The organism is Sunxiuqinia sp. sy24 (assembly GCF_052677165.1).
Genome location: NZ_JBQYLH010000001.1, coordinates 363,294 through 382,507, shown reverse-complemented (window position 1 = coordinate 382,507; position 19,214 = coordinate 363,294). Strand labels below are relative to the sequence as shown.

At 45.6% G+C, this 19,214-nt stretch carries 13 protein-coding genes; 5 read left to right on the top strand and 8 right to left on the bottom strand.

The annotated features are described in order from the left end of the window. The first annotated feature begins 119 nt into the window (after positions 1-119). Complete coding sequence (locus tag ACUNWA_RS01510; RefSeq protein WP_445590107.1) at positions 120-2,339, top strand: amino acid permease; 2,220 nt, start codon at positions 120-122, stop codon at positions 2,337-2,339. Between the two features lie 121 nt (positions 2,340-2,460). Here the strand turns inward: ACUNWA_RS01510 and ACUNWA_RS01505 are convergent, their stop codons facing one another. From ACUNWA_RS01505 to gltX, 5 genes are all read right to left on the bottom strand, one after another. Then, positions 2,461-3,690, bottom strand: a complete 1,230-nt coding sequence (locus ACUNWA_RS01505) for an ABC transporter permease (protein WP_445590106.1) — start codon at positions 3,688-3,690, stop codon at positions 2,461-2,463. Between the two features lie 26 nt (positions 3,691-3,716). Continuing rightward, positions 3,717-4,916 carry an ABC transporter permease gene (locus tag ACUNWA_RS01500; protein WP_445590105.1) on the bottom strand — a complete coding sequence of 400 codons (1,200 nt, stop codon included), beginning with the start codon at positions 4,914-4,916 and terminating at the stop codon, positions 3,717-3,719. A gap of 3 nt (positions 4,917-4,919) precedes the next feature. Beyond that, complete coding sequence (locus tag ACUNWA_RS01495) at positions 4,920-5,915, bottom strand: HlyD family secretion protein (protein ID WP_445590104.1); 996 nt, start codon at positions 5,913-5,915, stop codon at positions 4,920-4,922. Positions 5,916-5,937: 22 nt separating this feature from the next. Next, positions 5,938-7,464 (bottom strand): TolC family protein, encoded by a 1,527-nt coding sequence (locus ACUNWA_RS01490; RefSeq protein ID WP_445590103.1) that lies wholly within the window; start codon positions 7,462-7,464, stop codon positions 5,938-5,940. Between the two features lie 208 nt (positions 7,465-7,672). Continuing rightward, complete coding sequence (gene gltX / locus ACUNWA_RS01485; protein ID WP_445590102.1) at positions 7,673-9,199, bottom strand: glutamate--tRNA ligase; 1,527 nt, start codon at positions 9,197-9,199, stop codon at positions 7,673-7,675. 284 nt (positions 9,200-9,483) lie between these two features. Between gltX and ACUNWA_RS01480 the strand changes: the two genes are divergently transcribed. The 4 genes from ACUNWA_RS01480 (at position 9,484) to ACUNWA_RS01465 (ending at position 16,507) form a co-directional block, all read left to right on the top strand. Next, the gene (locus ACUNWA_RS01480; RefSeq protein WP_445590101.1) at positions 9,484-11,634 is read left to right on the top strand and encodes a S46 family peptidase; all 2,151 of its coding nucleotides are present in this window, start codon (positions 9,484-9,486) and stop codon (positions 11,632-11,634) included. 87 nt (positions 11,635-11,721) lie between these two features. Further along, positions 11,722-12,201 (top strand): ribonuclease HI, encoded by a 480-nt coding sequence (rnhA, locus tag ACUNWA_RS01475; protein ID WP_445590100.1) that lies wholly within the window; start codon positions 11,722-11,724, stop codon positions 12,199-12,201. A gap of 184 nt (positions 12,202-12,385) precedes the next feature. Next, entirely contained in the window at positions 12,386-13,624 is a 1,239-nt protein-coding gene (locus ACUNWA_RS01470; protein WP_445590099.1) for a 3-deoxy-D-manno-octulosonic acid transferase, read from the top strand. Between the two features lie 321 nt (positions 13,625-13,945). After that, on the top strand, positions 13,946-16,507 hold the full coding sequence (locus ACUNWA_RS01465; RefSeq protein ID WP_445590098.1) for an adenosylcobalamin-dependent ribonucleoside-diphosphate reductase: 2,562 nt from the start codon (positions 13,946-13,948) through the stop codon (positions 16,505-16,507). A gap of 161 nt (positions 16,508-16,668) precedes the next feature. Here the strand turns inward: ACUNWA_RS01465 and ACUNWA_RS01460 are convergent, their stop codons facing one another. The 3 genes from ACUNWA_RS01460 to trpB all read right to left on the bottom strand — a co-directional run bounded on the left by ACUNWA_RS01460 (position 16,669) and on the right by trpB (position 19,214). Then, complete coding sequence (locus ACUNWA_RS01460; RefSeq protein WP_445590097.1) at positions 16,669-16,863, bottom strand: hypothetical protein; 195 nt, start codon at positions 16,861-16,863, stop codon at positions 16,669-16,671. Positions 16,864-17,181: 318 nt separating this feature from the next. Next, complete coding sequence (gene trpA / locus ACUNWA_RS01455; RefSeq protein WP_445590096.1) at positions 17,182-17,970, bottom strand: tryptophan synthase subunit alpha; 789 nt, start codon at positions 17,968-17,970, stop codon at positions 17,182-17,184. A 62-nt stretch (positions 17,971-18,032) separates the two neighbouring features. Continuing rightward, on the bottom strand, positions 18,033-19,214 hold the full coding sequence (gene trpB / locus ACUNWA_RS01450) for a tryptophan synthase subunit beta (protein WP_445590095.1): 1,182 nt from the start codon (positions 19,212-19,214) through the stop codon (positions 18,033-18,035).

The window sequence follows — 19,214 nt, the reverse complement described above, 5'->3', positions numbered from 1 at the left end:
CAAAGCTGCCTTCAATTTAATATCTTGTACTTTAAATCATTGAAGGTAGGATCAGTTTAATTTTGAGGAACAAACATCAAAACAAAGCTTGCTTTGTTATCGATTCAAACAACTAGACTATGACAGTTTCAAAAAAGGGATTCGGCACTGCCCCGGTATTTTTCACAGCGATGTCTACCATTCTCGGAGCCATCCTATTTTTACGTTTTGGATACGGTGTGGGCACCCTCGGCTTTTGGGGCGTGGTTCTGATTATCCTGCTCGGACACCTGGTCACCATTCCCACGGCTTTGGCCATTTCGGAGATTGCCACCAATAAACGGGTGGAAGGCGGCGGCGAATACTTCATTATCTCCCGCTCCTTTGGCCTGAATATTGGCGCCACAGTGGGCATTGCGCTATACATGTCGCAGGCCATTAGTGTCGCTTTTTATGTCATTGCCTTTACCGAATCGTTCGAGTTTCTGTTTGAATACCTGAAAGTAAACTACGACTTTATCCTTCCCCGGCAAGCCATCAGTCTGCCGGCTATGGGCGCCTTAGCCTTTCTGATGTTTAAGAAAGGGGCCAACATGGGCGTAAAAACTCTTTACATTATTGTGGGGATTTTAGCGGTTGCGCTTATTCTGTTTTTTGTGGGCACAACGGAGTATTATCAAACCAATACCTTCTCGATTTTTTCGGCCGACATGCGCAACATGAGCCAGTTTTTTATCGTGTTTGCCATTATTTTCCCGGCTTTTACGGGCATGACAGCAGGAGTCGGACTTTCGGGCGAGTTAAAAAACCCATCCAAGTCGATACCACTGGGAACCACCCTGGCCACTGTCTCCGGCATGATCATTTACCTGTTTATTGCCTGGAAACTGGCTTCCTCGGCCAGCACAACCGATTTAACCGAGCAACAACTCATTATGGGTAAAATTGCGCTTGGCGGAAACATCATCATCCCAATCGGGCTGGCGGCCTCCACCCTCTCATCGGCCATTGGCTCTATCATGGTGGCCCCCCGAACCTTGCAGGCGCTGGCAACCGATCACTCCTTTCCGGGGATAAAAGTGAACGCTTTTTTACGTTTGAATGATAAAAAGAAAGATGAACCCATTAATGCCACGCTGGTAACGATTCTGATAGCTTTCATTTTTGTTGCCGTCGGCAATGTGGATGTTGTCGCCGGTATTATCTCCATGTTTTTCATGGTCACCTACGGCTCGCTTTGCCTCATCTCCTTTTTAAACCATTTTGGTGCTTCACCATCATACCGCCCATCCTTTAAGTCGCGCTGGTATTTTTCGTTAATTGGCTTTTTGGTGGCCCTGTTTATCATGTTTAAAATCGACGCGTTATACGCCATTGTCTCCTTGCTGGCCATGACCATCATTTACCTGCTGATTAACCACTACCACCGCGACCGGAAAGGGCTGGAAATTATTTTCATCAACGCCATTTTTCAGCTCAACCGCAACTTGCAGGTTTACCTGCAAAATGCCCGTAAGCGAACGTCCTATTCCGAATGGCGCCCCAGCTGCATTTGCATTTCGGACAAAACCTTTGAACGCAAAGAAGCATTCCGGCTGCTGAACTGGATTTCGTATAAATATGGTTTTGGAACCTACATTCACCTCATTCAAGGCTACTTTTCAAAAGCCTCGAATAAGGAAGCCCGAGCTACTCTGGACAAGCTGATCCTTCAGTTTGGAAAAATTGAAAGCCAGGTGTATGTCGACACCATGATTTCGCCATCATACACCTCGGCTATTGCGCAGGCGGTGCAGCTTCCCGGCATTACCGGACTGGATAACAACATGCTCATTTTTGACAACAACATTAACGATGAAAATGGCTTGAAAAGGATTATAGAAAATTATGGGCTAGTGAATGCCGGCAACTTCGATGTGCTGATTCTGCGCACTGGCTTAGATCCGATTGACTCGGACAAGGATATTCATTTGTGGTTGAAGCGAACCGATGAATCCAATGCCAACCTGATGATTCTGCTAAGCTTTATTATCTATGCTCACCCCGATTGGAAAAAAAGTGCGATCAAGATTTTTGATATTTCGAAACCCGGAGAAATTGAAAACACGAAGACACATCTCCAGGATCTGATTGTGCGCGGACGCCTGCCCATCACCCTAAAAAACATTGAGTTTTTGGAGGAAAAGGAGGACGTAAGCATCCAGGAAATGATCAACCAGCGGTCGGCCGATGCCGGTCTGGTTATTCTGGGTTTCCGCGGCGACCACCTCAAACACCAGGGCAAACCCCTGTTTGAAGGCTTTAACAACATCGACTCGATGCTGTTTGTCAACAGCCATGATGAAAAGGTGATTGAATAGAACCAGGAACCAAGAAGCTGGAGACAAAAGTTTCAGGCTGATAAGCGGTAGGAGACGAACAAAAAACACCCGCCAGTTTTCGTTTCGCGAGCGCGTAGAATAAAAATCCAGATTCTTGGCTCTAGTCTCCTGGTTCTTGGCTCTTTGCTCTGGCTTTCCGGTTATGCCTTGTTTCGAAATACAGCGCCACCGATGCCGTTAGAAAGTAAAAACAAGCTTGCGCCAGCAGCAAAAAGTATTCGTGCCTGACATGGACTAAGTCGACGCCTAAATTGCGAATACGCAAGTAAGCCGGCACCATAATGGTGGACGGGAACACATGCGCCAGCTTATGCAACAGCGGAGGTATTGACTCAGCAGGCCAGCTAATTCCACTTAAAAACAAAACAATAGGCGACAAGAAAACCATCAGCAAAATAGATGATTCGCGTTTCTTGAAAAGTACGGAGAAGGTAATTCCCATAAAAATAACCGAGAGCAAAAACAAAAGGGTTAGCACCATCACATGCAGGTAACTGCCCCGGTTGGGGTAATCGAACCAATGATGCAACAGCACCATGGCAAATACACTGTTGATGCTGTAGATGGTTAGGTAACTCAAGCTTTTTCCAAACAAGAGCGGAAAGATACCTCCACGTTTTAAAGCCAACGGCACCTGGAAACTATGCCGATTTTTCTCTTTGCTGGTTCCACCAATCATTCCAATACCAATCAGCAAGGTTTGCTGCAGAATAATCAGGATCAGTCCGGGCATTACAAAGCTGCCATAGCCCGAAGAAGGGTTGAACCAGAAATGCAGATCGGCAGCCAACGGATCGCGGGCAGCCATCGCTTGCTCATAGGTTTTTCCTTCAGCCATCATCCGCTTGATCTCAACTCCGGCCGAAAAAGTGCCAACCGACTTAACGGCTGCTCCAATCAACTGCCGGTAAATTAAAAAATAACTGCCATCAGCATACACGGCAACATCCGCCTGCACCCCTTCCAACAAGTCTTTTTCGAAATTGGAAGGAATAACAACAATACCTCCCACGTGGTCGCCTTCAACAAAAATCGCCTGCGCTTCTTTCATGCTGGTCGCCGAACGACTTATTTTGACCTCCTCGGTTCCATCAATCATACACACCAACTGGCGGCTTGAAGCGCTACGGTCTAAATCGACCACCACCGTGTCGACCTCTCGCACGACTTCCATTTTGTAGGCATAAGCATAAATCAAGGAGTAAATAATAATTGCTCCTGACAAAATGAGCAAGGCGCCATGGTCTTTCAGGATGGCTTGCATTTCGTCCTGATAGAATTGCCCCGTCATGCGAACTCCTGTCCTTATTTTCTTCAATAGTCTTTTCATATCGATAATCACTAATGGCTCACGCCCTACACTTTTCCCCAATAGTTTTCATTTTGAAGAATACGTTTTAAGCGGGGTAATATAGCTACTGACAGCAAGACGAATAATGGCATAACTGCTAGAACCCGGATTCCATAAACCACAGCTTCGCCCCGAATAGCTTGAGAAATAAACAACTTCACCCAATAGGTAAACGGGAATAGCCAGGTAAACGCTTTAGCCATTGCTGGCATGGCAAACTGCGGGAACGTTAGTCCGGAGAACGTCAGAGCCATCATGGAATAAGCACTTCCCAACGATAGCGCCAAACGCAGGTTACTGGTAACGGTAACCAGCAATACACCCAACATTTGATAGGCCATAATCAAGATCAGCTCACCCAAGGCAATCAGCATAAATTCGCCACGCAAGGGAGTTCCCATCTGCACAAACAAAACCACGTTCATCACCGTTGACACAACTAAAAACAAAAGGGTGTACGGGGTTAGTTTACCCGCAATAGCAACAATAATGCTTCCATCCGAGTGCTCGAGCCATTCCGGTCCGCTCCCCTCCCTAACTTCTGTTCCTACTGCATATACGGTGCTTAGCAGGGTAAATACCACCACCATGAGTGGCAGCAGGGCCGAAAGCAAGAAATGAGCATAATTGCCAAAGGGGTTGAACAGCACATGCTGATGCAGCTTTACCGGCTGAACCTTTGCCAGTGCCTGCCTTTCGGACAGACCATGTTTCATAGCTACCTGCACCTTAATGCCGCCTGACAAGGTTGCCAGCGTTTTATAAATTCCTTTTTGCAGGTATCCGCCTTTTAAAATGTTGGCATTGTTTATAAAAACCGGAATCTCTTGCTGCACCCCTTTCAGAATGTTCTTTTCCGTTTCCTGCGGAATAACCACGACAGCATCAATATGCCCAGTTTTCATCTGGCTGTATGCCTCTTCCAGGTTGGGCAAACGCATGGCTACCTCAGCCTCCGGAGCAGCATCAATCCACATCGCCATTTTGCGCGACAAGCTTGAGTTATCCTGATCAACCATGGCGACCGACAAGTTTCGAGGCACTCCTTCATTAAAAATAGCCAACAACAAAATAAAGGCAATGAGGGGCCCCAGCAAAGTGGTAAACAGGTAGACGAAGGAACTACTCATCCGGTCGACTTCCCGAAGAAGTACCCTGAAAAACGGGTTCCTGCGAAAATTGCCTGTTTGCTCTTTCTGGTTCATGCTTTATTTCGTCTTAAATTGTTTCCAATTGATTAAAACACTCATCCCCGGCCGTAAGCCATCGACAGTCTGAACGGGCGAAGCATGTATTTCGAATGATTTGACATCGAAACCGCCCGATGCTTTGGTTGATGTCCAGCTGGCAAAATCGGCCAACGGACTGATGTAATTAATCTTAAAGGTGATTTCCTGATTCCCAATCGCCGGAACGGTTGCTTTCAGCTCACTCCCCATGCGGATGTCAGCCATCAGGTCTTCGCGAACAAAGAAGGTAGCCCAGCTGTCCGACAAGTCATGAATGGTCACCACCGGAAAGCCTGTTGGTACAAGTTCTCCTTCTTCGGAAATAATGTTGGAAACCGCGCCACTTGCAGGAGCACTAATCTGCGTTTCGCTTAGGTATGACTCCACCTCCGCAATAGCACCTTCGGCTTGTTCCACCAAGGCTTCAGCGGCATTCTTATCCTCACTGCGGGCTCCTTTGCTGGCTTTCTCCCAAATTGCTTTGGCCGCATTGGCTGTTTCTCGCGAAGCTTCCATTTGGGTTTCAACCTCATCTTTCTTTTGCTCAGACACTACTCCGGCCTCAAACAAATTGGAAATTCGTTGAAATGTTTTCTCGTACAAACGAGCGGCAGCTTCTGCTTTCAGGTAGGTGCTGTATGCAGCCTGAATATCTTCTTTTTGCGCACCGTGCTGTGCTTTCATACTTTGAGCTTGAGCTGCACTACGGGCTGCCGTGGCCTGTTGCAATTTGGCTTCAATCTCAGGGCTCTTGATTGAAAACAAAAAGTCACCTTTCTGCACCTGCTGTCCTTTACGAACGGCAATGGCGTCAATACGTCCCGGAATTTTAGAAGCCACCCGAACCTGCGTTGCTTCAATTTCACCCTGAATTTCTAATGGAACCGGCCGAGTAATCAGCCAAGTGGTGTACAGCACAAAAATCAACAAGGCTGTGAAAAACAAGCCGATGATAAAATTTCTGGTCTTATTCATTTTTCCTGATTTAATCTTATTGTTAGTCAATGGTTTGTGTAATCACCAAATCGCTGGTGATGTAATTATTAAACTGAGCCGGGACGCCACAAATCTGCATCAGCGCAGCTAAGGCCACATCGTATTGATACATGGCCTGTAATTGCTCAATCTTAAACCTGGCCACCAGCAAGCGGGCGTCAACAACATCGGCCGAAGTAGCCAGTCCTTCGTGAAAAGCCATATCCTTGCTTTCCAAATAGACTTCAGCAAAAGTCAATGATTTTTTCAGACTTTCATGCTGCTCCAGTTGCATCCCTAGCTGTTGGTGAAGTTTCCGGATCACCGTTTCAATATCGTCCTGCGCTTTTAAACCAGCCTCTTCCACCTGATTAACCCGGTACTTGGCAGCCTGTACTTTACGCGTGCGAGCCACTCCGTCAAACAGCGTCCATTTTAATCCTACACCGACCATCCATTCCGGCACATAAGGCGAAAAATCTTTATTGGCAATATCGTACATGCCGGTTAGTGCCACGGTCGGCAAGTAATTACTCTGCTCCAACTTCACCCCGGTTTGGCTCAGCTCGTTCTTGGAGCTGACCTGCTGCAACAAAGGGCTGTTCGCTTTGGCCAATTCAACAAACTGGTCTTCGTCGCCAATTCCTTTCAGCACAAACAACTGATTAACTGCTACGATCGAATCGGCTGCCTCCATGGCCACTGTATTTTGCAGCGAGCGTTCTACAATATGAGACTGCCGACGGGCTTTCTTCAGCTCGCGTTCAGCATCCGCCTTAGCAACCTCGGCATGCAGTTTCTCGACTTGGGCAATCTGTCCTTGTTCGCTCAGCTTTTTGGCATCGTATAAATGCTTTTCCATCGCATCCAAAACCTGCTGGCGAACTTTCTCTGACTCCCGCGACAACACCAAACCATAGTAACGAGTTACCAACTCGCTTAACAACTCGGCCTGTTTCTGATCTTTCTGCAAACCAGCTTCTTCTTCGTGAATACGGGCTGCTTCGTTGGCAGCGTTAATCTTCCCTCCGGTAAATATCGGCCAAACTACTGAGGCACTCAAGGAAGCAAAACGCTTTTCCTGAATCATTTGATCCCACTCGGCGGCATTCACATGATCCAATCCCTCCAACAGCTGAGCCCGAACGGCTGCAGTACTCATATCATCAGGCAATACCGGCATCATTTGGTTGGTTGCTGGATCGGGGTTCGGCACTCCCGAGAAGTTACCAAAATTTCCTAAGGCAGAATAAAGCGGTGTAATGGCGTCGCGCACAGGCGTTAAATCCAAATGCAAAGGATCTGCCATTTGAACAGCAGTTCCGGTGAGATTGATTTTAGGGGCACGTAAACCCTTTGCAGCCCGAAGTTCGGCTGCCTTCTCGTCCATCTGGTACTCGGCTTGTTTTAATACATGGCTGTTGCCCATCATCTGCTCATACACATCCGAAAAAGTAAGCACTTTTACATCTGAGCTTTGTGCATACGATTTCAACTGCACCAAACAGGCCATAATAACAAAGCACCAAAAAACACGTAGTCTTATCATTTCAATTGATTTTAGTATGACTTGCTTTCTTGTTTAATTATTTTCTTCTGCAAAGAGAAGAAATATTTTTCGAACCCAGAACGCTTTTATTCTAAACTTGCAAATATTTAACATTGCTTAACCCATTCTGCCTTATTGAAAAAAATCCCACAAAAAAACCCGGGCTTCCGGCCCGGGTTGTAAACGCTATATTCGATCTAGCTCTTCGCTATCCTAGTTGCTCAATTGCTTTTTGAATCCTGCTGATGGTTTCACTTTTGCCAATCAGCTCACAAATATCAAACAAATCGGCTCCGGCACTCGTCCCCACCAATGCCAAACGAATCGGCACCATCACCACGCCAAATCCCCAACCTTTATCATTCATAAATGTTGAGAAAGCCTCTTTTATTGTAGCAGCATCCCAGCTTTCAACCGAGTTGAACAGAGTCACAATTTCCTGCATCTTCTCAGGCGTATCTTCTTTCCATTTCTTCTTCACAGTCTTTTCATCATAGCTGCCCGGGGCAACAAAGAAATAACTAGCCTGCTCCCACAAATCGGCTACAAACTCGCAGCGCTCTTTAACCATACCTACAACCCTCACAATCAACTCATCGTTCGCGTCAACACCTTTCTCTGCCAATATCGGCTTAAAGGCTTCAGCTAGCTCCTCCTCGTCTTTTTGCTGAAAATAATGACGGTTAAACCATTTCGCTTTCTCCGGATCAAACCTTGCACCCGATTTAACCACACGCTCCAGGCTAAATTGCTCAATTAACTCTTCCATCTTGAAAAATTCCTGCTCCGTTCCGGCATTCCACCCCAGCAAAGCCAGCAAGTTCACAAAGGCTTCGGGGAAATAGCCATCTTCGCGGTATCCGCGTGACACGTCACCTGTCTTTGGATCTTTCCACTCCAACGGGAAAACAGGAAATCCCATCTTATCACCATCACGCTTGCTCAATTTTCCTTTGCCGGTAGGCTTTAAAATTAAGGGCAAATGCGCAAACTGTGGACGATTTTCGGACCACCCTAAAGCCTGATACAACAAAATATGCAATGGCATCGATGGCAACCACTCTTCTCCGCGAATCACATGTGTGATTTGCATCAGATGGTCATCTACCACATTAGCCAGGTGATACGTAGGCATGCCATCCGCTTTAAACAGAACTTTGTCATCCAGCTGGTTGGTATTGAATTTCACCTCACCACGAATCAGATCCTTCTCAATCACATCGGTGTTCTCCGGCATTTTAAACCGAATTATCGCAGGTTCTCCTGCATCTAACTTTTGCTGAACCTCCTCCGGAGAAAGAGTCAATGAATTATTCAGTCGATCGCGCGTATGCAAATCGTAGGAAAAAACCTCTTTATTTGCCTCCGCCTCAGCACGCAGGACATTCAATTCATCCGGCGTGTCAAACGCATAATAAGCATGTCCGCTATCCACCAGCTGCTGCGCATACTCACGGTAAATCTCTTTGCGTTCGCTCTGCCGGTAAGGTCCAAATTCGCCGCCAATACCGGGCCCTTCTACAGGTTTTAAGCCACACCAGTTCAATGCTTCAATAATATATTCTTCGGCTCCCGGAACATAGCGGGTTTGGTCGGTATCTTCGATCCGCAGCAAAAAATCGCCACCAAGTTTTTTGGCAAACAAGTAGTTAAACAAGGCTGTTCGGACGCCGCCCATATGCAGCGGGCCGGTAGGACTTGGGGCAAATCGCACCCTGACTTTTCTGGAATTCATTTGTTCTGATTAAAAATTTCACTGCAAAGATAGGGAAATTTAAAACCGGCGAAAGTCTTCTGATAATCTGTTCCTTCCAGTCATTCATTTTAATTTGAAACCCAAGCTTCTACCGTTAAATCAAAAGCAAAAATTTAATTGGCTGTAATGAAAAGTTATTTTCAGCAACCTATTGAGCAGAAAGATGACAAAAGTACGTCAACACCAAATGTTATTTGTAGCATCGCCGGAGATCAATATCTTTGCATTTTTTTCTGACTACAATTTATTTAATAGGATATCGAATGAAGAAGATTTTTATTGTATTTGTCGGTCTTTGCCTGCTTATTCAAAGCCGGGCCATAGCTGATGAAGGAATGTGGTTGCCCTCGCTGATTCATAAACTGAATATTGGCGAGATGCAAAAAATGGGGTTGGAATTGTCGGCTGACGAAATATATTCCATTAATAACTCAAGCTTGAAGGATGCCATTGTTGCGCTGGACCGCGGTTCATGCACCGGTGAATTAATTTCATCCGAAGGATTAATCCTGACCAACCACCACTGTGGCTTCGATGAGATTCAGACGCACAGCTCGGTCGATCACGATTATTTACAAGATGGATTTTGGGCAAAAACCAAAGAAGAAGAGCTACCTAATCCTGGGAAAACCGTTTCATTTTTAGTTCGTGTTGAAAATGTGACCGATCAGATAGTCGCCGATTTAACCGATGAAATGCCTTTTGCTGAGCGCAACGCTTCCATCCAACGAAAATCATTCGAAATTCAGAAAGAAGCAACTGAAGATACGCACTACGATGCCCGGGTTCAATCGCTGTTGGAAGGAAACCGGTATTACCTTTTTGTGTACGAAACCTTCCGCGATGTGCGTTTGGTTGGCGCTCCTCCTAAGTCAATTGGAAAATTTGGCGGCGACACCGACAACTGGATGTGGCCTCGACATACTGGCGACTTTAGCTTGTTCCGCGTTTATTGTGGCCCCGACGGAAAGCCGGCGAGCTATTCAGAAGACAACATCCCTTTTCAGCCTCGCCATCACCTACCCATCTCTCTGAAAGGCTATGACAAAGACGACTTTGCCATGGTGATGGGCTACCCCGGGAGCACCAACCGATACAAATCCTCTTTCGGCATTGACTATACGATGAACGAAACCAACGAGGCACGTATTAATGCACGGGCTAAAAAACTCGAAATCATGAAACGCTACATGGGATCGAGCCAAAAAGCACGCATCCAATATGCGTCAAAACACGCTCGTAGCTCAAACTACTACAAATACAGCATTGGGCAAAACAAAGGCTTAAGCGCTTTGCAGGTCATTGAGAAAAAGAAAAACATCGAGCAAGAATTTGCCACATGGGCCAATGCCTCCGAAGAACGTAAAGCCAAATACGGGAAAGCGCTGGAACTGATCGAGTCAGCCTATGAAAATACGCAAGATGAATCAGCCTATGAATACCTGGTTGAGACGATGGTACGTGGGCCAGAAATTTTCTACTTCAGCTACGGCGCCAAAGGGCTTTATGAAGCCCTAAAGCAAGACAATCAGGAACGCGTGAAGACCAATGCCGAGCAATTAAAAACAGAGTTGGACGATTTTTTCAAGGACTACAATGCAAACACCGATGCGAAGGTAGCAGCAGCCTTGATGGAAGTTTTTAATAACAATGTGACCCCGCCTTATCAACCCCGCTTTTTCAACGAGATTAAATACAAATACAAAGGTGATTTCGATGCCTACGTGCAAAAAATGTTCGATAAAACCCTTTTTGCTCATCGGGCAGAGCTGGAAGAATTCCTGAACAATCCGAAGTTAAAGACCTTGGAAAAAGACAGGGCATTCCAAAGCGCCCTGGATATCTTCGACCTGATGTCGGTACTCGGATCAAAAATGAGAGAGACCAAAGCGGACCTGCTTACAGGTCGTCGTCTGTTCGTTGCCGGAATGATGGAAATGTACAACGACAAGAAATTCTATCCGGATGCCAACTCCACCATGCGTCTGACCTATGGAACTGTTGGCGACTATATTCCGCGCGATGGGGTTCACTACAGCTATTTCACTACATTAAAAGGTTATATTGAAAAAGAAATCCCTGGCGATGATGAGTTTGATGTTCCTGGCAAGCTGAAAGAGCTTTATGAAGCCAAAGACTACGGTCAATACGCTGATGCTGATGGAACACTGCACACTTGCTTCACCACCAATAATGACATTACCGGTGGAAACTCGGGCAGCCCCGTAATCAACGGGAACGGAGAGCTAATTGGTGTTGCTTTCGACGGCAACTGGGAAGCCATGAGCGGCGACATCGCCTTTGAACCCGAACTTCAGAAATGTATCAACGTGGACATCCGATTCGTGTTGTGGACCATCGACAAATTTGCTGGCGCCACCAACCTGATCGATGAAATGACCATCGTAAAATAAAAAATTACCACCGAATACAAAAAGAGGGTGTCCTACACATGAGGTCACCCTCTTTCTATTTGTATATTTGCCCAAAAGAATAAGATCATGACAAATTCACCCCGCGTAACCATTTACACTGACGGAGCTGCACGAGGAAACCCCGGCCCGGGTGGCTATGGAGCTGTTTTGCTTGCCGGCCAACACCGCAAGGAACTCTCAGACGGCTTTGAACTGACCACCAACAATCGCATGGAACTGCTAGCCGTAATCATAGCCTTGGAGGCCTTAAAGTTCTCTAATTGCCAGGTCACCATCTATTCCGACTCGAAATACGTGGTAGACGCCGTTGAGAAAAAATGGATCTGGGGATGGGTCAAAAAACGATTTAAGGGCAAAAAGAATGCGGATTTGTGGACCCGTTTTCTAAAAGTTTATTCCTTGCACCAGGTTCGTTTTGTGTGGGTGAAAGGACATGCCAACATCCCCGAGAATGAACGCTGCGACCAACTGGCAGTAGAGGCTTCCATGGCACCCAACCTAAAAAAGGATGAAGGCTATTTGAAGGCCCGAATGGAAGAAGAGTAAACCGCCCCATCGGCTTTTGAATGCTGCAAGCGATAGCTGTCGCAGACCAGTGAAGCGATGTTCTTCCCAGCCTGCTTACTGCCGGTAAGAACGAGCAGGCGATAAATTGACAAAAGCATCGCTCTTGCTAGCGCATTTATCATTTTAGAATTACTTTTACACGCGAATAGTACAACCCGCATTTATGGAATTCTTTTATCAAATAGGTATTTTTTTCTATTCTCTTGCTGCAAGAGTATCAGCACTTTTCAACGAAAAAGCCCGACTGTTTGTCAAAGGACAAAAAGCGGTTTTCCCCTACCTAGAAGAGCAACTGAGCCACAGCCGCCCACTACTATGGGTGCACTGCGCCTCGCTTGGCGAATTTGAGCAAGGACGTCCATTAATCGAACAAATTAAGAAAGAGCATCCAAGCTACGAAATTCTGTTAACCTTTTTTTCGCCCAGCGGATACGAGATCAGAAAGAATTATGAGCAAGCCGACTACGTGTGCTACTTGCCTCTCGATACCGTGACGAATGCCCGAAAGTTCATTGAGCTGACCAAACCCGAAAAAGTGTTTTTCATTAAATATGAATTCTGGAACAACTACATCAACCAGCTTCATAAAAACAACATTCCCCTTTACCTGGTATCTGCTATTTTCCGACAGGAACAGTTGTTTTTCAAATCCGGATTCAGAGCCAAATGGTATCGGCAGGTACTTGCAAAAGTCACCCACTTTTTCGTACAAACCGAAACATCCGGCCAGTTGCTTTCATCCATCGGAATTAACAACTACACCATAACGGGCGACACCCGCTTTGACCGTGTGGCCGAAATTGCAGCCAAAAGCAAACAGCTTGCGCTGATTAAGCAATTCAAAAACGGACAAAAGCTGATTGTAGCCGGCAGCAGCTGGTCGCCTGACGAAGAATTACTGATCGACTTTCTAAAACAGAACCCGACCACTAAAATCATTTTCGCCCCCCACGAAGTTAAGGAAAGTAACATCAAGCGATTACTGGAACAGCTTCCGGATGGAGCTATTCGTTACACCCAAGCAACAGGTGAAAATCTGGAGCAAGCTCAAATTTTAATCATCGACACCATCGGAATTCTATCCAGCATTTATCGTTATGCTGATGTGGCCTACATTGGTGGTGGCTTTGGCGTGGGCATTCACAATACGCTTGAAGCAGCCATTTACAATATCCCGGTAATTTTTGGCCCCAACTACCTTCGATTTCAGGAAGCGGTAAATCTGCAAAAGGTAGGCGCTGCCTTTCCAATTAAAAATACCGAAGAGCTAATTGCAATTTTAAACCAGCTGCTTGACGATGACCAAAAGCGATTGAAAGTGGCTCAAAAATGTCGTGAATTCATGCTGCTAAACTTGGGAGCCACACAACAGGTTTTAGAAAAAGTTTTTAACATCGACTAAAAATAAACCACCTGAACAGTCCTCAAAAAAGCTTGCTCATCAGAGCTCCGGGCGTTTTTAACCCTGTTAGCATTTCTCACACCGTTAAAAAACATAGATTTTCGTTTCGGTAAACTTTTCAGACTTATCAAATCCCGTTTAGCCTCATTATCAACATACTAACATTTTTTAGTTGATAACTTTAAAGGCACTTTCAAAAAATAGTGTTCCATTTTTTTCTTTTGGATGGTATATTGCATCTATCAAAACAACGGAAAAACAATCCGACTTTTACACAAGTATACAATCAGTTAACAACAACCGTATTTTAATTTTTGGTGTATGGCTTTCAAAAATGTGGCAGTGGAGACCCAAACGGGCAAAAAAACTTATTCCCAAGAGGAAGCATATCAGGCAAGCTTGGATTATTTCAAAGGAGATGATTTAGCTGCCCGGGTATGGATTAACAAGTATGCATTGAAAGATTCTTTTGGAAATATCTATGAAAAGAATCCGGATGAAATGCATCAACGTCTGGCTAAAGAAATTGCCAGAGTTGAAAAGAAGTATAAAAATCCAATGACCGAAAAACAGGTCTACCAGCTTCTGAAAGATTTCGAGCACATCGTCCCTCAAGGGGGCCCCATGACAGGAATTGGCAACGACTATCAAATTGCCTCACTGTCCAATTGCTTCGTTGTTGGAAACGAAGGAAATTCAGACTCCTATGGTGGTATCCTGAAAATTGACCAGGAACAGGTTCAACTAATGAAGCGACGCGGTGGTGTTGGACACGACTTGTCACACATCCGCCCTAAAGGTTCACCGGTAAAAAACTCAGCGTTAACATCCACCGGGATTGTTCCGTTCATGGAGCGCTATTCCAACTCAACACGCGAGGTTGCTCAAGACGGTCGCCGCGGAGCACTCATGCTTTCTGTCTCTGTTAAACACCCGGATTCGGAGTCCTTCATCGATGCGAAGCTGGAGCAAGGGAAAGTTACCGGAGCCAATGTTTCGGTTAAAATCCACGACGACTTTATGCAGTCCATTGAAAGTGGCACCCCATACACCCAGCAATACCCCATTGACTCAGCCGAGCCCAAGTTTGTAAAAGAAACCAACGCCAGCAAAATTTGGGATAAGATTGTCCACAACGCATGGAAATCAGCCGAGCCAGGCATTCTTTTCTGGGACACCATCATTAAAGAATCCGTGCCGGACTGCTACGCCGATTTGGGATACAAAACCGTTTCAACCAATCCTTGTGGCGAAATTCCACTATGCCCCTACGACAGCTGTCGCCTGCTGGCTATCAACCTCTATTCCTATGTTGAAAACCCATTTACTGCCGAGGCCAAGTTCAACTTCAACCTGTTCAAAGAGCATGTGAACTACGCCCAGCGTATGATGGATGACATCATCGATCTGGAATTGGAGAAAATTGATGCCATCATCGCTAAGATTGACGAAGACCCGGAAGACCAAGAAATTAAATCCATCGAACGCAACCTTTGGAAAAAGATTCAAACCAAAGCAGGCGAAGGACGCCGCACAGGAGTTGGCATCACTGCCGAAGGAGATATGCTGGCCGCTTTAGGATTGTGTTATGGGACAGAAGATGCGACTGATTTCAGCGAAGAAATTCATAAAACACTAGCGGTTGAAGCCTACCGTTCATCGGTTAATATTGCCAAAGAAAGAGGACCATTCGCTATTTACGATGCCGAGCGCGAAAAAAACAATCCGATGATCAAGCGGATTCGCGAACAAGACGAGAACTTGTATCAGGACATGGTAAAATATGGCCGTCGAAACATCGCGCTGCTCACCATTGCCCCTACTGGCACCACGAGCTTGATGACACAAACAACTTCCGGTATTGAGCCTGTGTTTATGCCTGTATACAAACGTCGCCGTAAAGTTAATCCAAACGACAAGGAAGTACGCGTTGACTTTGTTGACGAATTGGGCGACAGCTGGGAAGAGTACATCGTTTTCCACCACAAGTTTGTGACCTGGATGAAAGCCAATGGCTATGACACCACGATTCAATATACACAGGAAGAGTTGGATAAGCTGGTAGAGAAATCGCCATACTACAAAGCCACATCAAACGATGTTGACTGGTTGCGTAAAGTGCGCATGCAAGGGCGTATCCAGAAATGGGTCGACCATTCCATCAGCGTAACCATCAACCTGCCGAATGATGTAGAAGAAGAGTTGGTTGGTAAACTGTATTTCGAAGCTTGGAAAAGCGGATGTAAAGGTGTTACCGTTTATCGTGACGGATCCCGCTCTGGCGTTTTACTTTCGAACAAAAAAGAAGAAAAGAAAAAAGAGAAATTTTCAGCCTTTCCAACCAAACGACCTGAAGAATTGGAAGCCGATGTGGTACGTTTCCAAAACAACAAAGACAAATGGGTCGCTTTTATCGGCATGGTTGGCGATCTGCCTTACGAAATTTTCACTGGATTGCAGGATGACGAAGATGGCATTTTACTTCCTCGCTCGGTAACCAAAGGAAAAATTATTAAAAACCGTGACGAAGATGGTAACTCTCGTTACGATTTCCAATACTGCAACAAACGCGGATACAAAACCACCATCGAAGGTTTGTCCTACAAATTCAATCCGGTATTTTGGAACTACGCCAAGCTTATTTCCGGAATCCTGCGTCATGGCATGCCAATCCACAAAGTAGTGGATACCGTAACCAGCCTGCAGTTGGACAACGACACAATCAACAGCTGGAAAGCTGGTGTTGCCCGCGCCCTGAAAAAGTACATCCCTAACGGCACCATCGCCGAAGGAACGGTATGTGGCGAATGCGGATCAAGCAATGTGATCTACCAGGAAGGCTGCTTAACCTGCCCCGACTGCGGATCATCGAAATGTGGTTGATTTCGATATGCAACGAAGCAAAAAAGGCTTTCACTCAGGTGAAGGCCTTTTTTGCTTCCGGTTGAGCCACAAAGAATACAGCGAAGTTATTAAGCAGCTTAAGAAGGTAGGGCTACTAACGAAAAAAGGTCCCGATAGGGGACCTTTTTCTTTTTCTGAGTTTATGCAGCAATCGTTGAAAAAACATCATCTAAAATTTCAGGATACATGTCACTGAAACTTTCTTCACACCATTCACGCAGCTCATTGAGATTATCCGGGGTCTCAGCCCACTTAACACATTTGATCAGCTCTTTCCGGAACAAATCCCGGCTAAAACTAACCTTGGGTAAAATTACTTTCGCGTACTCAATCATGGCAATTAGAACGTTTAATTATTACTCTTGCTAAAATAACACATCTTCCCCTACTTTGGTATGTTGCAAAATAGCTATTAACACAACTTAACATCATCGGCAGCCTCATTATGGATTAAAAATCTGAGATCCAACTGGCTAGCTCTTTCAATTTAAAAACTTGTTATATAACATTTATAAACTCCGTTTTAATCGGAAAAGGAAAGCATACCATTTCAATATTTTCTTAATAGAAGCCTTCGTTTGCACGACAGAATTCGTTTCAAATAGAGCTGAGCATTGCCGATTCGACAACAGCATAAAGAAACACCACAAAGATTAAGAACCGATTACAATTCCTTTAACAAAGCTTGAAATTCGTTCATCCAAGGGTTTCTCCTGCTCCAGCGCTTTCACAAAAGCGCTTCCAATAATTGCTCCCGAAGCGTAACAACAGGCATTTTCAAAGGTTTCCCGGTTGGAAATACCAAAACCAATCAAGCGTGTATTTTTGAGCTTGAGTTGATTAACTCGTTCAAAATAGTCCTTGTTAAAATCAGACACGTTGCTTTTCGCGCCCGTTGTCGACGAGGTTGAAACCATGTAAATAAAGCCCTTGGAAGCATCATCAATTTCCTGAATCCGGGCATCAGATGTTTGCGGTGTAATAAGCAAAACATTGTGTAAATTGTATTTCTCGAACATGGACTGAAACTCCTCCTGATAAACGCTCAAGGGCAGGTCAGGCAAAATCAGTCCATCAATACCAACCTCCTGGCATTTCCTACAGAAGTTCTCTACGCCATACTGCACCACCGGGTTAAGATAGCCCATCAGGATCAAAGGAATTTGAACGGTTTCGCGTATGGATGCCAATTGCTGAAAAAGCTTTTTGATGCTCATGCCATTTTTCAGCGCCACCGTACTGCTATGCTGAATCACCGGTCCATCGGCTACCGGATCGGAAAAAGGCATGCCAATCTCGATCAGGTCCGTGCCGTTTTTTTCCAATTCCTGAATAATCTTCACCGTATCATCCAACTGAGGGTAGCCCGCAGTAAAATAAACCGAGAATATATTCTTTTTCTTATTTTGAAAAAGTTGATTGATTCTATTTTGTGTGTTCATCGTTCTCATTTTTCGCTTTGGGCTTTCAATCGCATAAACCAGCATGCTGCCCAAAACAGGGTTTAATAGCCAAAGTAATTTAAGTATGTCTCCATGTCTTTATCGCCACGTCCCGACAAATTGATAACCGTCACTTCATCAGGCTTCAGGTCAATCTTTTTCAGCGCAGCCAAAGCATGAGCCGATTCCAGTGCCGGAATAATTCCCTCAAGCTGAGTCAACTCTAAGGCCGCCTCCAACACTTCCTCATCGGTTGCCCACAAGTACTTGGCCCGTTTTGTTTTAAACAGATGCGAGTGAAGCGGTCCAATCCCGGGATAATCCAATCCGGCAGAAATAGAGTACGGCTCCACAATCTGGCCATCTTCCGTTTGCATCAGCATGGATTTAGCGCTGTGCAAAATACCAATTTCACCCAAGGTTAAAGTAGCTGCCGTTTCATCGGTATCTACTCCTTTACCGGCAGCCTCCACACCAATCAGTTCGACCTCCTCATTTTCCAGAAAATGATAAAAGGCACCAGCAGCATTGCTACCGCCACCGACGCAGGCAATGACCCGGGTTGGAAATTCGCGGCCAAGGTGTTCGTCCAGCTGCATTTTGATTTCCTCGCTGATGACCGCCTGAAACTGCGCAACCATATCAGGATACGGGTGTGGTCCTACCACCGAGCCAATGATGTAATGGGTATCTTCCGGATTGTTGATCCAGTCACGCATGGCCTCATTAGTGGCATCCTTCAGCGTTTGATTTCCGGAAACTGCCGGAATAACTTCAGCACCCAGCATCTTCATTTTTTTCACATTAGGCGCCTGGCGTTCCACATCCAGTGCGCCCATGTAAACGATGCATTTCATGCCCATCAAGGCGCACACAGTAGCTGTAGCCACACCGTGTTGACCGGCTCCGGTTTCAGCAATAATACGTGTTTTGCCCAAAGCTCTGGCCAGCAAAATCTGGCCAATGGTATTGTTCACCTTATGCGAACCAGTATGGTTCAAATCTTCCCTTTTGAGGTATATGTTCGAGCCATATTTCTCCGACAGCCGCTTGGCAAAATACAAGGGCGAAGGACGTCCTACATAATGCTTCAACAGATGAATAAAATCCTGCCGGAAATTGTACGAATTAATAATTTCCATATACCGCTGCTGCAGTTCTTCAATGTTGGGGTGCATCATTTCGGGAATGTAGGCACCACCAAACTCTCCGTAATAACCTTTTCTATCGACTTGATATTTCAT